Here is a 20336-nt window from a genome sequence, read left to right as displayed (position 1 = left end):
GTAAGCCCAAGGAGGTGTCAGCGATGACACAGACAAAAGACAGACCGCAGGCCAACGATGTGGCCGAACAGCTTGGCATTCTCAGGGATGATTTTGGCCGTTTGGCATCCATGATCGGCGACATCGCCGCGGACAAGGCGCAGGCCGCCAAGGAAACGGCACAAAGCGCCGCCGCCCACATCGCCACAGATGCAAAAGATAAAACGGCCACCTTTCGCGCCAGCGCCGGGCACGCCTATGACGAGGCCGAGGCGTCCGTACGCCGCAATCCGGCCCTCGCCGCCGCAGTTGCAGCAGGCGCGGGCCTTGCCGTGGCACGATTTGTGTTCAGACGCCGGTTTTAGGCGCACAGCTCCGCAGGCAAGGAACAGACCGGTACACGGTGCGGCAGCGTTTCAAGAACGTCGCCGTGATCCGTTTCGCAGATGCCATATCCCATACCGGCCAGACGGTGCTTCCACTCGCGACGCGACAGCGCCAGCTTGCGTTCACGGCTGACCAATTCCAGCACATGTGCCGCGACAAAGCGGTCTTGATTGATGATGATCGACATTTTGCTGTCGCTCCGTTTTTCCGTTTACCCTGTGCCGACCCTGCAGAGCCACCAAGGCGGGATTGGTGCACAAACGGGAAAAGATTGTGACCATTTCGGGAACAATCAGAGCGCGTCAGTCATAAGCCGCAAGCCGCGCCGCAAGCCGTTTTACGTTCGCCGCACTGCGCGCCACGGATTCGCGGTTCAGACGTACGACGACGTCCTGACCCTTTTTCTTGGGGTCCGAGGCCAGGTCCGTCTCGTTCCGCGCCAACTCGCGTTTGTAGTATTTCAGCAGCTTCTTACTCAGCTTCAGTTCCCATTTCAGCCGGGGTTTGAGGTTTTGACGCGCCGCCTTGTCAGGCACCTGCAAATCCTCGGCGGGCAAAAGAATGCTGTCGAAATCGATGTCGATCCCGCGTTTCCGTTCGCAATCATATGTGCGCTCGCCCGCGAATTGCACGTCAAACGGTATCGCAAGCAGCGCATAGTCCCATGGGTCCTGACCGGGCACCGTCAGACGGACAACGTGGTAGTGCACGGTTGCGGAAATCTCGAATGTATATTGCGGTTTCCAGTGACGGAACCGGTGCAACGGAACAGGCACGGCGTGCAGCCCGAACATGTCCGCCAGACGCTGCCCAAAACCGTTCATCCCACCCAAGCCGGACGCCCGCACATAGCTGTCCAACAAGGCACGCGTCGCGTTTGCAGTGGGTCCCGCAACCTTGAAGTCGTTTTTGACGATGTACCGGTATTGCGCATCAACGGCATGACGTGTCCACGTGTTCGTGGTGCAGTCGTAGGACAGCAGTTTTTGGTAGTACAATCCGGAAAAGTGCCGGACCAACGGATGCACATGGCGGGGCAGTTTCGATATGCCGGAGGTCACGCGCGACCCCTCGCGCATCTGGTCAAAGACCTCCGCCTGAACCCTGAGCTTTCCGATCTCGAATTGTGTCATACGCGCACCTTCCCCGCCGCCAGCATGGCACGGCGCACCCACACGTCAAAGCCTTAGGCTATGCGGTCCCGGAACGCTCTGCGTCCGGCACCCAGATGCTGGCCCGGTCTGTCACCTTCTGTGCAGACCCGACCATCTGACCATCTCAGGACGTCAGACCAGCCTCCGCCGCGATCTGCTTGCGGGATTTGCGGGCACGTTCAGTCGCGGATTTCAACTGACCACAAGCGGCCAAGATATCTTCGCCGCGTGGCGTGCGGATCGGGCTCGCATAGCCTGCCTGATAGATGATGTTGGCAAAGGCACGGATGCGGTTGTTGGAGGACCGTTTATACGGTGCACCGGGCCACTCGTTAAAGGGGATCAGGTTCACCTTGGCCGGTATCCCGTCCAGCAATGCGACCAGTCGGTGCGCGTCCGCATCCGTGTCGTTCACCCCATCCAGCATCACATATTCAAAGGTGATCCGCTCAGAATTGCGCCCCCTCGGGTAAGCCTTGAGTGCAGCCAGCAAGGTCTCGATATTCCAGCGCTTGTTGATTGGCACCAGCGTGTCGCGCACCGCATCCGTGGTCGCGTGGAACGACACCGCCAACTGGCAACCGATCTCATCCGCGGTCCGCGCAATCTCCGGCACCACACCAGAGGTGCTCAAGGTGATCCGCCGCCGCGACAGCTGAATGCCCTCTTCGTCCATGCAGATTTTCATCGCATCGCGCACGTTCTCGAAATTGTACAGCGGCTCGCCCATGCCCATCAGCACGATGTTTGACAACAGCCGCGTCTCGTCCTTGGGGGCACCGGGCACCGGCCATTCTCCCAGATCGTCACGTGCCATCATCACCTGTCCCACGATCTCGGCCGAGGTCAGGTTGCGTACCAGCTTTTGCGTGCCAGTGTGACAAAAGGAACAAGTCAGCGTGCAGCCCACCTGAGAGCTGACACACAACGTCCCCCGATCCTCTTCGGGGATATAGACAACCTCGACCTCATGCCCGCCCGCGATCCGCACCAGCCACTTGCGGGTGCCATCGACGCTCACCTGCTTGGACACAACTTCAGGGATCTCGATCACAAAGGTCTCGGCCAACTGCGCGCGATACAGTTTGGACAGGTTCGTCATCGCATCAAAGTCGCGCACACCCCACTGGTAGATCCACTGCCAGATCTGCCCCACCCGCATCTTCGCCTGTTTCTCCGGCGTGCCATGCGCAATCAACGCCTCGCGCAATTGCGGGCGCGTCAATCCGACAAGGTTGACCGGCCCCTCCGGCAGCTTGCGGGGGATCGTCAATACATCCTGCGTGATCGGCGCGTCAGCCATACCAATATCCAGTCATGAACGGGTGATGCGCCCCTATATAGGAAAAGCACAGAGAAACAAAATCCCCCCTGTGCTTCTTCTCTTTGACAAATACTCCGGGGGTCTGGGGGCTGGCCCCCAGTCCGACACCTATTCCGTCGCGATCCCTTTCGGCTTGCACGCAAAATCAACCTGAACACGGCACGAGCCGTGTCGCGGATGCGCACGGTGGTGGTGACCATGTCAGTCTTTCGAGACGGCCCCTGACATCTGACACTGGACCACACAGCCCCAAACGCGCCAAACGCAAAAAGGGCCGCGCATCCCTGCACGGCCCTCCGCATCAATCTGATACGGTGTGCGCGGCGCACTAGCCGCCGCAGCGGCCCTCGGCATCCTCGACCGCAGCCGTAAAGCCCAAGAGCGAAAATGTGTCCTTGGTCTGCGTCCCGCGACTCGATACGCCGGTCACAACTGCATCCGCGCCCCGCTTCATCGCCGTGACAATCTTGGCATCGTCGGCAACCGTCGCGGGCCACGCCCACTCACCATCGGTGAACAGCTCAAATTCGTTGCCGCTGATGTTCATGTTCACAGTCGATCCCGACTGGAACGGATAGCCACCGGTGAATGCAACCTGCCCCTTGGCCTCCGCACTCGGGCGGTAGAACACCATCAGAAGGGTCTGGCCCCGGGTCACCGCAACAACGCGTCCGTCGCGCGTGTTCACCGTTTCCTTGGGTGTTGCCACGCCCCAGCACTCGGTCGGGTTGTCCTCGACAAAGACGCTCCAGTCGGTCTTGGCCGCCACCCGGTTTGTGCTTGTGTCTTCCTGCGCCAGTGCGGGCGCTGCGATCAGCGACAAGGCGCCGAACGCTTTGGCCAGATTTCCATAAAATCCCATCGTCACAGCCTCCAAGCTGTCCAAACCTCAATTTCGATCCGGTGCGATGATTGCGTCATTGGTGCGCAATCTGTTGCTGCATCGGTATTTCTTCTCGACAAGTGGCACATTAACGTGAAACGCGCGACGCTGGAAAGAAGATTTGGCAGCTTTTCGCCAAGACGTGAGGAAAAAACATGCCCCATGCCGCAGGCCCCGCCGCTCCGCTTGCCGAAATCTGGCGCGGACCGTTCCTCGAAAGTGTTCACTTGGGTCATGCCGTGGTGTGTGACGCAGGCGGCAACATCGTCGAGGCATGGGGCGACCCCGGCGCCGTCATCCTGCCACGCTCCTCTGCCAAAATGATTCAGGCCCTGCCCCTGATCGAAAGCGGCGCGGCCAATGCTCATGGTTTGCAATCGACACATCTGGCACTGGCCTGTGCCTCACATAACGCAGCGCGCATCCATATTGATGCGGTGGGGGACTGGCTGTCGGCCATCGGGTGCGCCGATGATGACTTCTGCTGCGGCCCGCAAATGCCACGGGACAAGGACGTGCATGACGCGCTGATCCGCGCGGACGGCACCGTCTGCCGCATTCACAACAATTGCTCGGGCAAGCACACAGGGTTCCTGACCCTGACCAAACACCTTGGCGCTGGCCCCGATTACGTCGACCCCGACCATCCCGTGCAACGCGCCTGCCGCGAGGCGTTCGAACGCATGACGGACGAGACATCGCCCGGCTTTGGCATTGACGGCTGTTCCGCCCCGAATTTCGCCAGCACCCTGCACGGCATGGCCCGCGCCATGGCCCGGTTCGCCTCCGCCGGAGAAGGCAGCGCGGCGTATAACCTGACCCGCGCCATGGCCGCGCACCCCGAACTGGTCGCCGGAGAAGGCCGCGCCTGCACCCGACTGATGCGTGCCATGGACCACAAGGTCGCGATCAAGACGGGTGCCGAAGGGTTCTTTATCGCGATCCTGCCGGAACAGCGCCTCGGCATCGCGCTCAAGGTGGCGGATGGCGCCACCCGCGCAGCCGAATGCGCTATTGCACAGCTGCTGGTCCGCCACGGTGCGCTCGACCGCTTCCACCCGGAGGCCATTGCCTACACCAACGGTGACATCCAGAACTGGGACGGCAAGGTCACAGGCCACATGCGCGTCGCGCCCGGCCTGCTCTGATCCGCTACATTACGACGATCGGAGCCACCTCGACCGACCCTGATCCATCGGCAACCATCGGGCACCCCTTGGCCATCTCGCACGCGGCTTCCGGCGTGTCCGCCCGCACGATGGTATAGCCCGAGATGGGGTTGGCACCGCCGTCACCCGCCACACCATCCGCCGTCACAGTCATCGACTGACCGACCGGGTTTCCCCCGTTCACGACGTTCTCACCCATGGCCTCAAACCACGCCCCCCAAGCCGCCATGGCCTTTTCGCCCTCTTCCGGCGATTCCGGGACCGTCCCTCCATGATAGGCAAAAATGAAATCAGGCATCGCGCCCTCCCTCCCTGTTGGCTGGGCGCAGCGTATCACGATTCGCGCGTCTTTCGTTTCTTCTGACCGGAAATATCACGGGGTCTGGGGCAGCGCCCCAGTCAAACGGTCACAAATTCGTCCCGCGCATAACCCTGCAAGTACAGCAGCGCCGTCAGGTCGCCAAAGTTCACGCGAATGTCACATTGCGCCGCAACCGCTGGCTTGGCGTGCAGCGCGACACCCATCCCGGCGCGCCCCAACATGCCCAGATCGTTCGCCCCGTCGCCAACGGCAAGAACATCCGCGCCCACCAGCCCAAGCCGTCGCGTAATCTGGTCCAGCGCGTCCACCTTGGCCTGTTGCCCAAGGATCGGCATCCCCACCTCACCGGTCAGCGCACCACCCGCCACCAACAGCGTGTTGGCCCGGTTCTCGTCGAACCCCAAATGCCCCGCGACCGCCGCAGTAAACGCCGTGAAGCCACCCGATACCAGCGCGGCATACGCCCCTTGCGCCTTCATCGTCCCCAGCAGCGCCGCACCGCCCGGCATATAGGTGATCCGCTCGGCCAGCACTTGGTCAATCACTGTCTCGGGCAGACCTTTGAGCAATCCGACCCGCTCGCGGATCGCCGCCTCAAAATCCAGTTCTCCGTTCATGGCCCGCGCGGTGATGTCCTTGACCCGGTCGCCCACACCCGCCACGTCGGCCAACTCGTCGATACATTCCTGCTGGATCATGGTGCTGTCCATATCGGCCAGCAACATCCGCTTGCGCCGCCCCTCGACAGGCAGCACCGCAAGGTCCACGCCCAAGCCCTGCACATCCGCCCACACGTCCCAAAGGGTGTCGGGGACCTGTGCCAGCGTGAACTCCGCCGCCTCGTCCACCGCCAGCCACTGCACGTCCCCGCCACCCCACGCATTGCGCAGGCTCTCGACCAACGCACCATCAAGAGACGGCCGGGCAGGATCGGTCAGAAGGGTACAGACATACATGGGCAAGGTTTCCGAAAGGCGTCAGCGATGTCGCAAAAAGCGGCTCAGACGGCGCTATAGCCCCGCTTTCCCGGTTGCACCAGCCCGCACCGCCCCGTAGACGCATCCGTGGGACACCCTTCCCCAACGAAGGGCGCATATCTGTAAGGATAACATCAGATGGCTAACACTGCTCCGGTCACGCGGCCGGCAAATCCGCGTTTTTCGTCCGGCCCCTGTGCCAAACCCCCCACATTTTCTCTCGACGCGCTCGGCGATGCCCCATTGGGTCGCTCGCACCGTGCCGCCGAAGGCAAGGCCAAGCTGAAAGCGGCCATTGACGAAACCCGCGACATCCTCGGTGTGCCCGCGGATTACAAGATCGGCATTGTGCCCGCCTCCGACACAGGCGCATACGAAATGGCGATGTGGTCGCTGCTGGGCGCACGCCACGCGGATATGGTCGCATGGGAAAGCTTTGGCGCAGGCTGGGTCACGGACGTGGCCAAACAGCTCAAGATCGACCACACGGTCCACACCGCCGACTATGGCGACATCGTGGATATGGCAGCGCTGAACTACGACAATGACGTCTGCTTTACATGGAACGGCACCACCTCCGGCGTGCGGATGCCAAATGGCGATGCAATTCCCGGCGACCGTGCGGGCCTAACCCTGTGCGACGCGACCTCCGCCGCCTTTGCGATGGATTTGCCCTGGGACAAGCTCGATGTGACGACGTTCAGCTGGCAAAAGGTTCTGGGCGGTGAGGCCGCGCACGGGATGCTGATCCTCAGCCCCCGCGCCGTCGAACGGCTGCAAAGCTACACACCCCCCTGGCCCCTGCCCAAGATTTTCCGCCTGACCAAGGGCGGCAAGCTGATCGACGGCATCTTCAAAGGTGAAACGATCAACACCCCGTCGATGCTCTGCGTCGAAGATTATCTGCAATCGCTTGCTTGGGCGCGCAGCGTCGGCGGCCTGCAAGGCCTGATCGCCCGCGCCGAAGCCAATGCGCAGGCTGTCGCCGATTTTGTCGACGCCCATGACTGGATCGCGAACCTCGCCACTGACCCCGCGACCGCCTCGACCACGTCCGTCTGCCTCAGGTTCACCGATGATCGGATCACCGACGGCGCGGCCTTTGCCAAAGCCGTGGCCAAACGGCTCGCCGACGAAGGTGTGGCGCTCGACATCGGGGCCTACCGCGACGCGCCTCCGGGCCTGCGCATCTGGTGCGGCGGCACCGTCGAAACCTCGGATATCCAAGCGATGCTGCCCTGGCTCGCCCACGCGTTCGACGCTGAAATCGCGGCAGGCTAAAACCCGCGTTCCCCCCATTCGTAGGCCGGGCTTCAGCCCGGCACCCGCAAGGACAAGACAATGCCCAAAGTACTCATCTCCGACAAACTCTCCGACGCCGCCGTCCAGATCTTCAAGGACCGTGGCATCGAGGTCGATTTCGAACCCGATCTTGGCAAGGACAAGGACAAACTGGCCGAAGTCATCGGCCAATATGACGGTCTCGCCATCCGGTCGGCCACACGTGTCACGCCCACGATCCTCAAGAACGCAACCAACCTCAAGGTCATTGGCCGCGCCGGGATCGGCACCGACAATATCGACAAGGATGCTGCCAGCAAAAAGGGGGTGATTGTCATGAACACGCCCTTTGGCAACATGATCACCACCGCCGAACACGCCATCGCCATGATGTTCGCCGTCGCCCGCCAAATCCCCGAAGCCTCGGAATCCACACATGCGGGCAAATGGGAAAAGTCCAAATTCATGGGCACCGAACTGACCGGCAAGACGCTGGGCGTGATCGGCGCAGGCAATATCGGCGGCATCGTCTGCGACCGCGCCCGTGGTCTCAAGATGAAGGTGCTCGCCTACGATCCCTTCCTCGGCGAAGAAAAAGCCGCCAAAATGGGTGTCGAAAAGGTCGAACTCGAAGACCTGATCAAGCGCGCCGATTTCATCACGCTGCACGTGCCAAAAACCGAACAGACGGCCAACATGATCACCGCCGAACGCATCGCGATGATGAAGCCCGGTGTGCGCATCATCAACTGCGCCCGTGGCGGTCTGGTGGATGAGGCCGCACTGGCCGAAGCCCTGAAATCCGGCCATGTCGCGGGTGCCGCCTTTGACGTGTTCGCCGAAGAACCGGCAAAGGAAAACGCGCTTTTCAATCTGCCCAACGTCGTGGTCACACCCCATCTCGGTGCGGCCACCACCGAAGCGCAGGAAAACGTCGCCCTGCAAGTGGCCGAGCAAATGGCAAATTACCTGCTGACCGGCGCCGTGGAAAACGCGCTCAACATGCCCTCCGTCACCGCCGAAGAGGCCAAGGTGATGGGCCCATGGCTGAAACTTGCTGGGCACCTTGGCAGCTTTACCGGCCAGATGACGGACGAGCCGATCAAGGCCATCAATATCCTGTATGACGGCGTCGTGGCCGATATGAACCTTGATGCACTGAACTGCGGCGTGATTGCGGGCATCATGAAAAAGGCCAACCCGGACGTAAACATGGTCTCTGCCCCTGTTGTCGCCAAGGAACGTGGCATTCAGATCAGCACCACCAATCAGGACAAGTCCGGCGCGTTCGAAGGCTACATCAAAGTCACCGTCGTAACGGACAAGCGCGAGCGGTCTGTCGCTGGCACGGTGTTCAGCGACGGCAAGCCGCGCTTTATCCAGATCAAGGGCATCAACATCGACGCCGAGATCGGGGAACATATGCTCTACACCACCAACGAGGACGTGCCGGGCATCATCGGCCTGCTGGGCAACACGATGGGCACCAATGGCGTGAACATCGCGAACTTTACCCTTGGGCGCGCGGATGTGGGCGGTGAGGCAATCGCACTTCTCTATGTGGACAATCCGATCCCCGAGGACGTGCTGAAAACCCTGCGCGGCACGGGTCAGTTCACCCAAGTCAAACCGCTCGCCTTCGACGTGGGTTGACCGGGGATGGGCCGCAATGCCCATCCTGCACCTATGGCACCTCGCAGCTATATCCTGTGCACGGCACCCCGCAGCGGCAGCACGATGCTGTGCGGGATGCTCAGCGCGACAGGCATCGCCGGTGCACCTCAAAGCTATTTTCACAGACCCGACCAGACGCGTTGGGCCTGTGATCTCGGCCTGTCTGGAGACGCTCCGCTGGATCAGATCATCGCCACCGTTCGGACCACGGCCACCGAGGGTGTCACCGGCATTCGCCTGCAACAGCACAGCGTTGCCTACCTCATGGATCGGCTGTCAGACAAAGGGGCAACCGACCCCGAGCGTCTCGAAAACGTCTTTGGACCATTGCGCTATATCTGGCTGCGCCGACAGGACAAGGTGGCGCAGGCGGTGTCGCTGCTGCGCGCCGAACAGACCGGCCTGTGGCACCGAAACGCGGACGGCACTGACCTTGAGCGGATCGATCCCAGCCGGAACAACGGATATGACGCAGACGCAATCACCGCGCAGATCGCCAAGTTCGAGGCCGCCGACCGCGCATGGCTGAACTGGTTTGCAGAACACCGGATCACGCCGCACGCCACGACATACGAAACGTTTGCAGAGGCCCCGCAAAAGACGCTCGCCAACCTGCTTACGCACATCGGGTATACCCCGGAACAGGCACAGGCGCAGGCCGGGCACATTCCCGTCCCGACCCGCAAACTCGCTGATGCCATCAGCGACGACTGGACCGCGCGGTATCTTGCCGACGTCCTCGCCAAGCGGAGCGAATCCCCCTAAGGCTAGAGACTGCTGCTGTGTTTTTGTTTTGAGTGATTTGAATGCCCAACCCCATCTATGCGATTGGCGATGTCCACGGCCAAATGGGTCAGCTGGACCGCATCCTGCATCTGATTGAAACCGACGGGGGCAAGGACGCCCATATCGTCTTTCTTGGTGATTACACCGACCGTGGCCCTGACAGCCGCGCCGTTCTCGACACGCTGGTCGAGGGCAAGGCGCAAGCGCGCAACTGGACCTTTCTCAAGGGCAACCACGACCGCATGTTCGAATGGTTCATGGAGGTGCCGCCGCGCGCCGATCCCTACATGATGGTGTCGCTCTACTGGTTGCACGAACGGTTGGGCGGTGACACCACGCTGGCCTCTTACGGCGTGAATGCACATCCCGAGCGCCGCGAAAAGGACGTACACGCCGACGCCCTTGCCCGTGTGCCGCAATCCCATGTGGATTTCCTGCGGTCGCTGCAACTGACCCATGAGACGGACAAGGTGTTCTTTGCCCATGCGGGCATCCGGCCCGGCATCCCTCTGCACAAACAGGACGAAGAGGACCTGCTGTGGATCCGGCAGGAATTCCACAACCACACCGACCCGCACCCCAAACTGATCGTGCATGGCCACACGCCCGTGCGCGCGGCGACGCATTACGGCAACCGTGTGAACCTTGATACCGCTGCGGGCTATGGCGAGCCGCTGACCGCCGCCGTGTTCGAAGGGGACCGCGTCTGGCGGCTGACGGCACAGGGCCGCGTCCCGCTGGAACCCGTCTACGCCTGAGTCCAGTCCAGCACGACCTTTCCCGACGATCCCGACTTCATCGCGGCAAAGCCGGCCTCGAACGCGCTGGCGGCAAAGCGGTGGGTGATCACGCCGGACACGTCCAATCCGTTCTGCAACATGGCAATCATCTTGTACCACGTCTCGAAAATCTCGCGGCCATAGACGCCCTTGATTGTGATCGCCTTGAACACGATCCGGGACCAGTCCACAGGTGAACGCCCCGGCGGGATGCCCAGCATCGCAATCCGCCCGCCCATCGTCATCGCCTCGACCATCTGGTCGAAGGCGCGGGCATTCCCGGACATCTCAAGGCCGACGTCAAAGCCTTGGGTCATGCCAAGGCCCGCGACACCTTCGGCCAGATCCTGTTGTGCCACGTTCACCGGCACCACATCCGCCACATGCGTGGCAAGCCGCAGCCGATCCGGGTTCACGTCCGTGATCACCACGTGCCGCGCGCCCACGTGCCGGGCCACCGCCGCCGCCATGATCCCGATGGGACCTGCCCCGGTGATCAGCACATCCTCGCCCACCAGATCAAAGGACAGCGCGGTGTGTACCGCGTTGCCCAGCGGATCAAGGATCGCCCCGATGTCGTCGTCAATCTCATCCGGCAGTGGCACCACATTGAACGCGGGAAGCCGCAGGTATTGGGCAAAAGCGCCCTGTTCATTCACGCCGATCCCCCGCGTGGCGGGGTCGAGGTGGAACTTGCCCGCCCGGCTCTGCCGCGAGGTTTTTCCAATCAGGTGGCCCTCGCCGGAACAGCGCTGGCCAACTGCCAGATCGCGCACGTTTGCGCCAATGTCAACGATCTCGCCCGCGAATTCGTGCCCGGTGATCATCGGCGTGGGAACTGTGGCCGCCGCCCAATCATCCCAATTCCAGATGTGGATATCCGTGCCGCAGATGCCGGTCTTGGTGATGCGGATCAGCACGTCATCCGGGCCGATCTCGGGCACCGGTGCCTCGACCCGCCACAAGCCTTCGCGCGGGTGGGTCTTTTCCAATGCGATCATCTGGTTCATGCCTCGCCGTCCCGTTCGAAGACCAACCACGTCCACGTGACGCCGTTGGCGGTATTGCCCGCTTGCAGCGACCCGGTCTCAACCCGGCGCAACATCTTCAGGCCAAGGGCTTCGCCCTGTGCCAGCGTTGCGCCCGTGTCGATGGGCACAATAGGCCGGTCCGGGTGCCCCGGTCCGTGCCGCAGCGAAAGGATCAGCCGCCCACCAAGGTCGAGCAGGCCAGACAAGCGCCGCAACGCCGCTGCGCGATCCTGCGGGTCGACATGTTGCCACACGCCATTCACAAGGATCAGGCCGTAGTGACCGCGCACGGATGCAAGCGTGGGCAGCCGGTCGCGCAGGATCGTGGCCGCCGGGACGCGGCGCATGGTCTCGGCCACAAAGGCCGCAACCGGGTCGACCGCCGTCACCGTATGGCCGAGGCTGGCGCACCATTCGGCATCGCGCCCGCTGCCTGTGCCCACGTCCAGAACCTTGACCGGTGTGTCCGGCAACAGGTCCCGCACGCCCGCGTAAATCGTGTCCGACGGCACGGCATTGTACTGCGCAATCAGCGCCGGGGCGTGGGTGACATAGCCTGCAACGGCTTGCTGTGCGACGCGCATCAAATCACCCCCAGTGCGCGGCCCACGGTGCCAAACGCGTCCAGTCCGCGATCCAGATCGTCGCGCGTCAGGGCGGCATTCATCTGGGTGCGGATGCGCGCCTGTCCTTTGGGCACCACCGGGAAGAAAAAGCCCGAGACATAGACGCCCTCATCAAAGAGCCGCGCAGCCATGTCCTGCGCCAGTTGCGCCTCGCCCAGCATCACGGGGATGATGGGATGTTCGCCGGGCAAAAGATTGAAACCCAGTTCGGTCAGCCCCATGCGCCAATAGCTGGCATTGTCGAAAAGTTGCGCGCGCAGGGCGTCGCCCGCTTCGACCAGCCGGATCGCCTCGATCCCCGCAGCGACAATCGCGGGCGGCAGGGAGTTGGAAAACAGGTATGGCCGCGCCCGCTGGCGCAGCAGGTCAATGACTGGCTGCGGCCCCGCGATGTACCCGCCAATGGCGCCGCCCAGCGCCTTGCCCAGCGTTCCGGTCAGGATGTCCACATCCACGCCGAAATGTGCAGGCGTGCCAGCGCCCTTGGGACCCATAAAGCCGGTCGCGTGGCAATCGTCGACCATCACCACGGCGTCGTAGCGCTGCGCCAGCGCCGTGATCTCGGGCAGCTTGGCCAAGTAGCCGTCCATGGAAAACACGCCGTCCGTCGCGATCATGATGTGGCGCGCGCCCGCCTGCCGCGCCGCGTTTAGTTGCGCCTCCAGATCGTCCATGTCCGAATTGGCATAGCGGTAGCGCTGCGCCTTGCAGAGCCGAATGCCGTCGATGATCGACGCGTGGTTCAGCGCGTCCGAGATGATTGCGTCCTCGGGTCCCAGCAGCGGCTCGAACAGCCCGCCATTGGCGTCGAAACACGCGGCAAAAAGGATGGCATCGTCCTTGTTCAGAAACGCCGCCAGCTTTTGTTCCAACTCACGGTGCAGGTCCTGTGTGCCGCAGATGAACCGGACCGAGGCCATGCCAAACCCGTTGCTGTCCATCGCCGTCTGCGCGGCACGGGTCAGGTCAGGGTTGTTCGCAAGCCCAAGGTAGTTGTTGGCGCAGAGGTTCAGCACCTCGCGGTCGCCCACCCGCGTCCGCGCGCCCTGCGGTCCTGTGATTTCGCGCTCGCGCTTGGTCATGCCGTCGGCCTCGATCTGGGCCAAGGTGTCGGTCACGTGGGCGAGGAATGCGTGCGTCATCGGGATGCTCCTTTGCCAGAGCATCTAACATGTCGGATGTGATTCCGAAATAGAGGATTACACAATATCGGACAAAAATCCGTTACAGCGGATTATCAGGCGTCATGCACAATCAGGAATACCCGGCTTGGTCGGTCGGCAGAAATCCTATGCGGCACGTCCGCGGCGTAGCGCAGGGTATCGCCCTGCCGCGCCGTGTCCTGTGCGCCGCCGCTGGTGACGTCGACCTTGCCCTCAATCACGGTCAGCTGTTCGCGCGCGCCGCGCCGGTGCGGCTGGCTATCGAGCACGCCGCCCTCCGCCAGCCGTAACTCGTAGACCTCGTGACGCCCGGCGTCCTCGGGCGCGGACAGGATGCGGATCGTGCAGCCGGAGCCACGGTTGTCGATGCTGGGCACATCCTTGGCGCGCAGCACCTCGATGGCATCCGAACCCGACTCTTCCAGGAGGCCCGCGAAATCCACCTGCAACGCGCGCGTCAGGTTCCACAGCGTCGCAATCGTGGGCGAGCTTTCGCCGCGTTCGATCTGGCTGACCATCGACCGGCTCACACCGGACAGTTTGGCCACCGCGTCAAGGTTCAGGCCCTGCGCCTGCCGGGCCTCTTTCAGCCGCGCGGGCAGGCGTGCGAGTATAGCGTCCGTATCATCCGTCATAACGGACAGGTGTACGTGCCGTTGCGTCCCCGTCAAGGGCCAAGGGCTGACTCCGGCCTGCGCAAAGGGCATGGTGGGCGCAAAGGAGACACTCATGACTCAAGACATCGTTATCCTCGACGGCGCGCGTACCGCCATTGGCACCTTTGGCGGATCGCTGGCGGCAACGACACCCATCGACCTTGGGACAGTGGCGGCCAAGGCGGCGCTGGAACGGTCCGGAGTTGAGGGCGGACAGGTGGGACATGTCGCCTTTGGCCACGTGATCAACACCGAACCCCGCGACATGTACTTGAGCCGCGTGGCGGCGATAGGGGCGGGCGTGCCCGACACGACCCCTGCAATGAACGTGAACCGGCTGTGCGGATCGGGAGTTCAGGCGATTGTGTCTGTGATCCAATCGCTGATGCTGGGTGACGCGGACTTTGGCCTCGCCGGTGGGGCCGAGAATATGTCACGCAGCCCGTTCATCATCCCCAACCAGCGCTGGGGGCAAAAGATGGGTGACGTCAAAACGCTCGACATGATGCTGGGCGCGCTGAACTGCCCCTTTGGCACCGGGCATATGGGGGTCACAGCGGAAAACGTGGCCGCTGAACACCAGATCACCCGCGAGCAACAGGACGCATTCGCCATGCAAAGCCAAGAGCGCGCGGCACAGGCCATCGCCGAGGGCCGCTTTGCCAGCCAGATCACGCCGGTCGAGGTGCGGGTCAAACGGGACATGGTGCCGTTCGAGGTGGACGAACACCCCAAAGCCACGTCGATGGAGGCACTGGGCGGATTGCGCCCGGTGTTCCAGAAGGACGGCAGCGTGACCGCCGGCAACGCCTCCGGCATCAACGACGGCGCGGGCGCCGTGGTGCTGGCATCGGCGCAAGCGGCGGAAAAGGCAGGGCTGAAACCACGGGCGCGCGTTCTGGGCTATGCCCATGCAGGTGTGCGACCAGAGGTGATGGGCATCGGCCCTATTCCAGCGGTGCGCAACCTGCTGGACCGCACCGGCCTGCGCCCCGAAGATTTTGACGTCATCGAGTCGAACGAAGCCTTTGCCGCGCAGGCACTGGCGGTGTCCAAGGACCTCGGCTTTGACCCGGCACGCGTGAACCCGAACGGCGGCGCGATCGCGCTGGGCCATCCGGTGGGGGCGACGGGGGCCATCATCACGGTCAAGGCGCTGTATGAACTGGAGCGCATTCAGGGCTCCAAAGCGCTGATCACCATGTGTATCGGCGGCGGTCAAGGCATTGCGCTGGCGATTGAGCGGATGAGCTAAGCCGCGCGTCTGGGCGTCATCTTGGCTTTGGCCGCGCGCGCCGCATCCCGGCATTCGACAAGCCTTTTGTCGAGTTCCGGGTCGCGCACACCATCCTCGTTTCCGGGCATCCGCAGCATGAGCGCGTAACTGGCCAGATCAACATAAGTGCCGAACGCGTCCTCATAGGTCTTGAAAGCCGAGGTTTGGGCGTCTGACACGCTGTCCTGCGTGGCATCGAGCAAGGTGCGCATGTGCGGCAGCGACATGATCTTGTCCCATCCACGATGGGCGTAACCTGACTCGATTTCCTTGTACCCGTCCGCGATCTTTTCGCGCAGATACTTGTTCTCCAATTCGTCCTGCGATTGCAGCCGGGACGCAGTCAGGTATGCGTCGCGATATTCGTCGACCAAGCCTTTGAGGAAGATCGTGCAGTAGAATATCGGCCCTTCAAGATCATCATAGAGCCTTGGAAACCCTTGTTCGGTCGCACGTTTGACGTTGTGCAAAAGGATGATCGCGTCCGGCAAATCGCGCATTTGTTCGCCATAGGTTTTGGCCGATTTATGCGCCATGATCAGAAAGCGCGCGCGTTCCACCGTGTTGTAGACGGTTTTGAAATCCTCCAGCAGTTGAGCGAAATAGGCGGTCTGCGCTTCGGCGGCGGTCCTGCGCGCATCCCAGTCGTCAAAGAGCTTTTTGATCAGCCCGCCCAGCACGCCGCCAAAGGCCAGCGTCAGGCCCGCGTTGCCCACGGACACAAGCAAAGGCGGACCGGTCACACCACCATCCGTGTGCCAGTAAACACCGGCCCAAAGCGCCAGACCAACGATAAAGGAGAGCGCAATCCAGATGAGCACCGGATAGGTCGGTTTGGGTTCGTGGTGTGGGTGCTGCATAGCAGTCTCGAAATCGCGCAAACAATGGTAAGTGTTATAGCACGATTCGCCTGTACGGTCAGAGCAGCGCGTCGATACCGGCAAGCAGCCCGGCCCCTGCCGCCACGCCCAGCACCCCGGTCAATACGATCCACCGCCAGAAGCCGCGGCGTTTTGGGGGGGCGGGGTTGGCTTGGGCGATCAGGGCCTGTTCCACCAGCCGTGGCAGGCGCGGGCCGAAACGGGTGAGCACGCGGGCGGTCTTGTAAAGGTCACTGACAATGGCGCGCGGGCCGATGGATTGCTGGATGTAGTCGCTGACCACAGGCGAGGCGACCTGCCAGATGTTGATATTGGGGTTGAGCGACCGCGCCACCCCTTCGACCACCACCATGGTGCGTTGCAACAGGATCAGTTCGGTTCGCGTTTCCATCCCGAACCGCTCGGTCACCTCGAACAGATAGGCCAGCAACCGGCCCATGGAAATCTTGGAGGCGTCCATGCCAAAGATCGGCTCACCCACGGCGCGCAAGGCGCGGGCAAATTCGTCCACGTCGCGGTCGGCGGGGACATACCCGGCCTCGAAATGCACCTCGGCCACGCGTTTGAAATCCTTGCGGATAAAGCCAAAGAGAATCTCGGCATAGACCCGGCGTGTGTATTCGTCGATATGCCCCATGATACCGAAATCGTAGGCGATGATGTCCCCGTTGGGCGCAACCTTGAGGTTGCCCTGATGCATGTCGGCGTGAAAGTACCCGTCGCGCAAGGCGTGCAGCAGGAACAGGCGCAGCACCCGCTCGCCCAGATCACGGCGGTCGTGCCCTGCGGCGTCAATGGCGTCATTGTCACCCATGGGCACGCCGTCGGCCCAGCCCAATGTCATCACCCGGCGTGCCGAATAATCCCAGCGGATTTGCGGCAGGGTGAAGCCTTTGTCGTTTTGTGTGTTGGCGGCAAATTCCCCGGCAGCGGAGGATTCCAGACGCAGGTCCAATTCGCCCTGAACGACGCTGTCGAAATGTTCGATCACATCCGTAGGGCGCAGGCGGCGGGCACCGGGGGCAAACACTTCGACAAACTTGGCCGCGAAATAAAAGGCGTCGACATCGCGCGAAAAGGCGCGTTCGACGCCGGGGCGCAGCACCTTGACCGCGACCTCTTCGCCACTGTCGGCCAGACGCGCCTTGTGGACCTGCGCGATGGAGGCCGCAGCAACCGGTTCGCTGAACTCGGAGAACAGCGTGTCGATGGGTGCGCCAAGCTCGCGCTCCACCTCGGCCTTGGCCTCTTCGATTGAAAAGGGTGGCAGTTTGTCCTGAAGGACACGCAGTTGTTGCGCCACGTCAGGACCCACCACGTCCGGCCGCGTCGACAACACCTGCCCAAACTTGATGTAGGCCGGACCAAGCGCGGTAAGCGCCCGCGTCGCGGGCGGCATGTTCGGGTCACCCTTTTCGCCCAGCCACGCAAAGGGCTTGGCCAAGAGCTTGGCCACGAACCGCAGGGGTTTGGGCGCGTCGAACGCGTCGAGAACGACATTCATCGCGCCGGTGCGTTCAAAGGTGGCGCCGGTGCGGATCAGTCGAATGATGTTGTGAGGGCCGCGCACCTAGATCTTCCACCCCGAATGCAGGCAGGCAATGCCCATACTGAGGTTGCGGTACTTGGCATTCTCGAACCCCGCCGCGCGAACCATCGACAGGAACGTGTCCTGATCGGGAAACTTGCGGATGCTTTCCACGAGGTACTGATAGCTGTCGCGGTCATTTGCGATCAGTTGGCCCATCGCCGGGATCACGTTGAAACTGTACAGGTCGTACAGCTTTTGCATCCCTTCGTTGGGCAACTGGCTGAATTCCAGCACCATCAGGCGGCCACCGGGTTTCAGCACGCGGTAGGCTTCGTTCAGCGCGTCCTGCGGGCGGGTCACGTTCCGGATGCCAAAGCTGATGGTGTAGACGTCAAACGTGTTGTCATCAAAGGGCAACGCCATAGCGTCACCCACCACCCAATCGAGGCTGTCCTGCATCGCCTCCGCCTCGGCCCGCTTGCGGCCTTCGATCAGCATCGGTTCGGTAAGGTCGAGCACGGTGGCGTGCCCGTGGCCTGCGCGTTTGAGGAATTTGAACGAGATGTCGCCAGTTCCGCCCGCCACATCCAGCAGCTTTTGCCCCGGACGCGGCGCGAGCCAGTCCATCATCGCCTCTTTCCAGACGCGGTGGATGCCCACGCTCATTACGTCGTTCATCACGTCGTATTTGGACGCAACCGAGTTGAACACGCCCTGCACGCGCCCGGCCTTTTCGCTTTCGGGGATATCGGCAAAGCCGAAATGCGTCTTGTTTTCAGGGCTTTCAGTCATGCAAACGGTCCAATTGCGTCTTTGTCATGTCTCATTTGTCCCTAATGACGTGAGGGACAAGAACGAAATCGTCAATCGGCGCAAAGGACGCAGGCCATGATCCTCTATCTCATCCTCTTTGGCATAATCTCGGTCGGCATGATGTTCGTGCAAAAAAAGCTGGGCGCCTTGATCCATGGCCCGCGCGACATCCGCGAAGAGAAAGGTCTGTTCCAGCGCATCTTTATAGCCGTGTTTGGCGTGCTGTCCCCCGTCGGCAATCCAGAGGAGAATCTGGGCACCATCTTTGCGCTTGGACGTAAGGACGCGCGGACCGAAGGCACCGCAACCGTGTTTCGCGCGGCGGCGGGCTGGCGCTATGGCTATCTGATCCTGATGCCGTTCCTGATCGCCTTTGCAATCCACCTTGAGCTTGGCAGCAACGTCGCCGGTCAGACACCGGTGGGAATGTATCTGCTGATTGGCGGGCTGCTGATCTGGTGCGGGGTCTACATGTGGCGGTTCCGGCTGGTCATTGATGGAATCGACATGTCCTGCACCACGGGCACGCTGATGACCAAGCATTTTGACCTGACAGAGCTGATCCGCGCCCAGACCACCCGCGACGGCTACCAGCTGACCTTTGAGGACGGGCGCAAAATTTCGATACCCAGGTTCCTCGAAGGACATGACCTGCTCAGGGATTTCCTGATCGGCCAGTTGGAGGACAACGGGCACTGATTGCAGGGGCGCAGCCTGCGCCCTATGTGTGGGCGATCGAAAGGAGTGCCGCCCGTGCCCGAATTGCCCGAAGTTGAAACCGTCCGCCGGGGGCTGACCCCCGCGATGGAAGGTGCGGTGATTGCACGGGCCGATGTGAACCGGCCCGATCTGCGCTGGCCGTTTCCGCCCGGGATGGCGGACCGTCTAACTGGCGCGCGTGTGGAACGGCTGCGGCGACGGTCGAAATACATCCTCGCCGATCTGGATTCGGGCGAGACGTTGCTGGTGCATCTGGGCATGTCGGGCCGGATGACCGTGTCCGGTGATCCGCTGGGGCAGTTCGTGCACGACCACCCGGCAGCCGAAAAACATGACCATGTGGTGCTGCACATGGAAAACGGCGCGCGCGTTACCTTTAACGATCCGCGCCGGTTTGGTGCGATGGACCTGATGGACACGGCAACAGCCGATCAGCACAAGCTGCTGGCGGTTCTGGGGCCCGAGCCACTGGGCAATGATTTCCACGAGGCGCACCTGATTGACGCCTTTCAGGGCAAGAACACGCCGGTGAAATCCGCCCTGCTGGATCAGAGAATCGTTGCCGGTCTGGGCAATATCTATGTGTGCGAGGCGCTCTTCCGTTGCGGCATCTCGCCGACGCGCAAGGCCGGAAGGATCGCAACACAACGTGTCGCCGCCCTTGTCCCCGTCATCCGGCAAGTCCTCGCCGAAGCGATTGAGGCGGGCGGGTCATCCTTGCGTGATTTCCGGCAAGCCGATGGTGAACTTGGATATTTTCAACACCGCTTTGACGTATATGGCCGCGAGGGCGAAACCTGCCGCGCAACGGGATGCGGCGCGTCCATTGCCCGAATCGTGCAATCGGGCCGGTCGTCCTTCTACTGCAAGACATGCCAAACATAGGTTGAAACACGCCCTGTGCGTGATAAGCAGATAGGCCAG

At 62.1% G+C, this 20336-nt stretch carries 22 protein-coding genes; 9 read left to right on the top strand and 13 right to left on the bottom strand.

Annotated elements, in window-relative coordinates; genetic code table 11:
* The first annotated feature begins 23 nt into the window (after positions 1-23).
* On the top strand, positions 24-344 hold the full coding sequence (locus Q1A85_RS02565) for a hypothetical protein (protein ID WP_299684738.1): 321 nt from the start codon (positions 24-26) through the stop codon (positions 342-344).
* On the opposite strand, the gene Q1A85_RS02560 is transcribed toward Q1A85_RS02565, so the two are convergent.
* From Q1A85_RS02560 to Q1A85_RS02545, 4 genes are all read right to left on the bottom strand, one after another.
* The gene (locus Q1A85_RS02560; RefSeq protein WP_299684736.1) at positions 341-553 is read right to left on the bottom strand and encodes a hypothetical protein; all 213 of its coding nucleotides are present in this window, start codon (positions 551-553) and stop codon (positions 341-343) included. The two genes, Q1A85_RS02565 and Q1A85_RS02560, sit on opposite strands and share 4 nt — an antisense overlap.
* A 115-nt stretch (positions 554-668) precedes the next feature.
* Entirely contained in the window at positions 669-1499 is an 831-nt protein-coding gene (locus Q1A85_RS02555; protein ID WP_299684734.1) for a hypothetical protein, read from the bottom strand.
* Between the two features lie 145 nt (positions 1500-1644).
* Positions 1645-2823, bottom strand: coding sequence for a 23S rRNA (adenine(2503)-C(2))-methyltransferase RlmN (rlmN, locus tag Q1A85_RS02550; protein WP_299684732.1), 1179 nt, complete (start codon positions 2821-2823; stop codon positions 1645-1647).
* Positions 2824-3172: 349 nt separating this feature from the next.
* On the bottom strand, positions 3173-3706 hold the full coding sequence (locus Q1A85_RS02545) for an invasion associated locus B family protein (protein WP_299684730.1): 534 nt from the start codon (positions 3704-3706) through the stop codon (positions 3173-3175).
* A 176-nt stretch (positions 3707-3882) separates the two neighbouring features.
* Between Q1A85_RS02545 and Q1A85_RS02540 the strand changes: the two genes are divergently transcribed.
* The gene (locus Q1A85_RS02540) at positions 3883-4875 is read left to right on the top strand and encodes an asparaginase (RefSeq protein WP_299684728.1); all 993 of its coding nucleotides are present in this window, start codon (positions 3883-3885) and stop codon (positions 4873-4875) included.
* Positions 4876-4879: 4 nt separating this feature from the next.
* On the opposite strand, the gene Q1A85_RS02535 is transcribed toward Q1A85_RS02540, so the two are convergent.
* Both Q1A85_RS02535 and serB read right to left on the bottom strand, forming a co-directional pair.
* Entirely contained in the window at positions 4880-5194 is a 315-nt protein-coding gene (locus Q1A85_RS02535; protein ID WP_299684725.1) for a hypothetical protein, read from the bottom strand.
* A gap of 101 nt (positions 5195-5295) precedes the next feature.
* Positions 5296-6174 carry a phosphoserine phosphatase SerB gene (gene serB / locus Q1A85_RS02530; protein ID WP_299684723.1) on the bottom strand — a complete coding sequence of 293 codons (879 nt, stop codon included), beginning with the start codon at positions 6172-6174 and terminating at the stop codon, positions 5296-5298.
* Between the two features lie 159 nt (positions 6175-6333).
* Here serB and Q1A85_RS02525 point away from each other — a divergent pair, with 159 nt between their 5' ends.
* From Q1A85_RS02525 to Q1A85_RS02510, 4 genes are read left to right on the top strand one after another with little or no spacing between them, the layout of a single operon-like run.
* A complete protein-coding gene (locus tag Q1A85_RS02525) occupies positions 6334-7476 on the top strand; it encodes a phosphoserine transaminase (protein WP_299684721.1) in 1143 nt (380 codons plus the stop codon).
* A gap of 60 nt (positions 7477-7536) precedes the next feature.
* Positions 7537-9129 carry a phosphoglycerate dehydrogenase gene (serA, locus tag Q1A85_RS02520; protein ID WP_299684719.1) on the top strand — a complete coding sequence of 531 codons (1593 nt, stop codon included), beginning with the start codon at positions 7537-7539 and terminating at the stop codon, positions 9127-9129.
* 33 nt (positions 9130-9162) lie between these two features.
* Positions 9163-9915 (top strand): Stf0 family sulfotransferase, encoded by a 753-nt coding sequence (locus Q1A85_RS02515; RefSeq protein WP_299684717.1) that lies wholly within the window; start codon positions 9163-9165, stop codon positions 9913-9915.
* Between the two features lie 41 nt (positions 9916-9956).
* The gene (locus tag Q1A85_RS02510; protein WP_299684715.1) at positions 9957-10694 is read left to right on the top strand and encodes a metallophosphoesterase family protein; all 738 of its coding nucleotides are present in this window, start codon (positions 9957-9959) and stop codon (positions 10692-10694) included.
* On the opposite strand, the gene tdh is transcribed toward Q1A85_RS02510, so the two are convergent.
* The 4 genes from tdh to Q1A85_RS02490 form a co-directional block, all read right to left on the bottom strand.
* Positions 10685-11716 (bottom strand): L-threonine 3-dehydrogenase, encoded by a 1032-nt coding sequence (tdh, locus tag Q1A85_RS02505; protein WP_299686334.1) that lies wholly within the window; start codon positions 11714-11716, stop codon positions 10685-10687. The genes Q1A85_RS02510 and tdh overlap by 10 nt on opposite strands.
* A 5-nt stretch (positions 11717-11721) precedes the next feature.
* Positions 11722-12330: a class I SAM-dependent methyltransferase gene (locus Q1A85_RS02500; RefSeq protein WP_299684714.1), complete on the bottom strand. Its 609-nt coding sequence runs from the start codon at positions 12328-12330 to the stop codon at positions 11722-11724.
* On the bottom strand, positions 12330-13514 hold the full coding sequence (locus Q1A85_RS02495) for a glycine C-acetyltransferase (protein ID WP_299684712.1): 1185 nt from the start codon (positions 13512-13514) through the stop codon (positions 12330-12332). The genes Q1A85_RS02500 and Q1A85_RS02495 overlap by 1 nt, the downstream gene beginning before the upstream one ends.
* 95 nt (positions 13515-13609) lie before the next feature.
* A complete protein-coding gene (locus Q1A85_RS02490; protein ID WP_299684710.1) occupies positions 13610-14170 on the bottom strand; it encodes a helix-turn-helix domain-containing protein in 561 nt (186 codons plus the stop codon).
* Positions 14171-14264: 94 nt separating this feature from the next.
* Between Q1A85_RS02490 and Q1A85_RS02485 the strand changes: the two genes are divergently transcribed.
* Positions 14265-15446, top strand: coding sequence for an acetyl-CoA C-acyltransferase family protein (locus tag Q1A85_RS02485; protein ID WP_299684708.1), 1182 nt, complete (start codon positions 14265-14267; stop codon positions 15444-15446).
* On the opposite strand, the gene Q1A85_RS02480 is transcribed toward Q1A85_RS02485, so the two are convergent.
* The 3 genes from Q1A85_RS02480 to ubiE are packed head-to-tail and all read right to left on the bottom strand — an operon-like array spanning position 15443 to position 18671.
* A complete protein-coding gene (locus tag Q1A85_RS02480) occupies positions 15443-16327 on the bottom strand; it encodes a hypothetical protein (RefSeq protein WP_299684706.1) in 885 nt (294 codons plus the stop codon). The two genes, Q1A85_RS02485 and Q1A85_RS02480, sit on opposite strands and share 4 nt — an antisense overlap.
* Before the next feature lie 58 nt (positions 16328-16385).
* Positions 16386-17918, bottom strand: a complete 1533-nt coding sequence (ubiB, locus tag Q1A85_RS02475; RefSeq protein ID WP_299684704.1) for a 2-polyprenylphenol 6-hydroxylase — start codon at positions 17916-17918, stop codon at positions 16386-16388.
* Positions 17919-18671, bottom strand: coding sequence for a bifunctional demethylmenaquinone methyltransferase/2-methoxy-6-polyprenyl-1,4-benzoquinol methylase UbiE (ubiE, locus tag Q1A85_RS02470; RefSeq protein WP_299684702.1), 753 nt, complete (start codon positions 18669-18671; stop codon positions 17919-17921). It abuts the gene before it with no gap.
* Between the two features lie 96 nt (positions 18672-18767).
* Here ubiE and Q1A85_RS02465 point away from each other — a divergent pair, with 96 nt between their 5' ends.
* Both Q1A85_RS02465 and mutM read left to right on the top strand, forming a co-directional pair.
* Positions 18768-19391: a hypothetical protein gene (locus Q1A85_RS02465; protein ID WP_299684700.1), complete on the top strand. Its 624-nt coding sequence runs from the start codon at positions 18768-18770 to the stop codon at positions 19389-19391.
* Between the two features lie 54 nt (positions 19392-19445).
* Positions 19446-20297: a bifunctional DNA-formamidopyrimidine glycosylase/DNA-(apurinic or apyrimidinic site) lyase gene (gene mutM, locus Q1A85_RS02460; RefSeq protein WP_299684698.1), complete on the top strand. Its 852-nt coding sequence runs from the start codon at positions 19446-19448 to the stop codon at positions 20295-20297.
* The last annotated feature ends 39 nt before the right edge of the window (positions 20298-20336 follow it).

Source organism: uncultured Tateyamaria sp., from assembly GCF_947503385.1.
Lineage (GTDB): Bacteria > Pseudomonadota > Alphaproteobacteria > Rhodobacterales > Rhodobacteraceae > Tateyamaria.
This window is presented reverse-complemented; position numbering and strand designations above follow the sequence as displayed.

Coding starts and splice junctions, on each gene's coding strand:
- Q1A85_RS02565 (WP_299684738.1), top strand. CDS start 24: ATGACACAGACAAAAGACAGACCGCAGGCCAACGATGTGGCCGAACAG.
- Q1A85_RS02560 (WP_299684736.1), bottom strand. CDS start 553: ATGTCGATCATCATCAATCAAGACCGCTTTGTCGCGGCACATGTGCTG.
- Q1A85_RS02555 (WP_299684734.1), bottom strand. CDS start 1,499: ATGACACAATTCGAGATCGGAAAGCTCAGGGTTCAGGCGGAGGTCTTT.
- rlmN (WP_299684732.1), bottom strand. CDS start 2,823: ATGGCTGACGCGCCGATCACGCAGGATGTATTGACGATCCCCCGCAAG.
- Q1A85_RS02545 (WP_299684730.1), bottom strand. CDS start 3,706: ATGGGATTTTATGGAAATCTGGCCAAAGCGTTCGGCGCCTTGTCGCTG.
- Q1A85_RS02540 (WP_299684728.1), top strand. CDS start 3,883: ATGCCCCATGCCGCAGGCCCCGCCGCTCCGCTTGCCGAAATCTGGCGC.
- Q1A85_RS02535 (WP_299684725.1), bottom strand. CDS start 5,194: ATGCCTGATTTCATTTTTGCCTATCATGGAGGGACGGTCCCGGAATCG.
- serB (WP_299684723.1), bottom strand. CDS start 6,174: ATGTATGTCTGTACCCTTCTGACCGATCCTGCCCGGCCGTCTCTTGAT.
- Q1A85_RS02525 (WP_299684721.1), top strand. CDS start 6,334: ATGGCTAACACTGCTCCGGTCACGCGGCCGGCAAATCCGCGTTTTTCG.
- serA (WP_299684719.1), top strand. CDS start 7,537: ATGCCCAAAGTACTCATCTCCGACAAACTCTCCGACGCCGCCGTCCAG.
- Q1A85_RS02515 (WP_299684717.1), top strand. CDS start 9,163: ATGGCACCTCGCAGCTATATCCTGTGCACGGCACCCCGCAGCGGCAGC.
- Q1A85_RS02510 (WP_299684715.1), top strand. CDS start 9,957: ATGCCCAACCCCATCTATGCGATTGGCGATGTCCACGGCCAAATGGGT.
- tdh (WP_299686334.1), bottom strand. CDS start 11,716: ATGATCGCATTGGAAAAGACCCACCCGCGCGAAGGCTTGTGGCGGGTC.
- Q1A85_RS02500 (WP_299684714.1), bottom strand. CDS start 12,330: ATGCGCGTCGCACAGCAAGCCGTTGCAGGCTATGTCACCCACGCCCCG.
- Q1A85_RS02495 (WP_299684712.1), bottom strand. CDS start 13,514: ATGACGCACGCATTCCTCGCCCACGTGACCGACACCTTGGCCCAGATC.
- Q1A85_RS02490 (WP_299684710.1), bottom strand. CDS start 14,170: ATGACGGATGATACGGACGCTATACTCGCACGCCTGCCCGCGCGGCTG.
- Q1A85_RS02485 (WP_299684708.1), top strand. CDS start 14,265: ATGACTCAAGACATCGTTATCCTCGACGGCGCGCGTACCGCCATTGGC.
- Q1A85_RS02480 (WP_299684706.1), bottom strand. CDS start 16,327: ATGCAGCACCCACACCACGAACCCAAACCGACCTATCCGGTGCTCATC.
- ubiE (WP_299684702.1), bottom strand. CDS start 18,671: ATGACTGAAAGCCCTGAAAACAAGACGCATTTCGGCTTTGCCGATATC.
- Q1A85_RS02465 (WP_299684700.1), top strand. CDS start 18,768: ATGATCCTCTATCTCATCCTCTTTGGCATAATCTCGGTCGGCATGATG.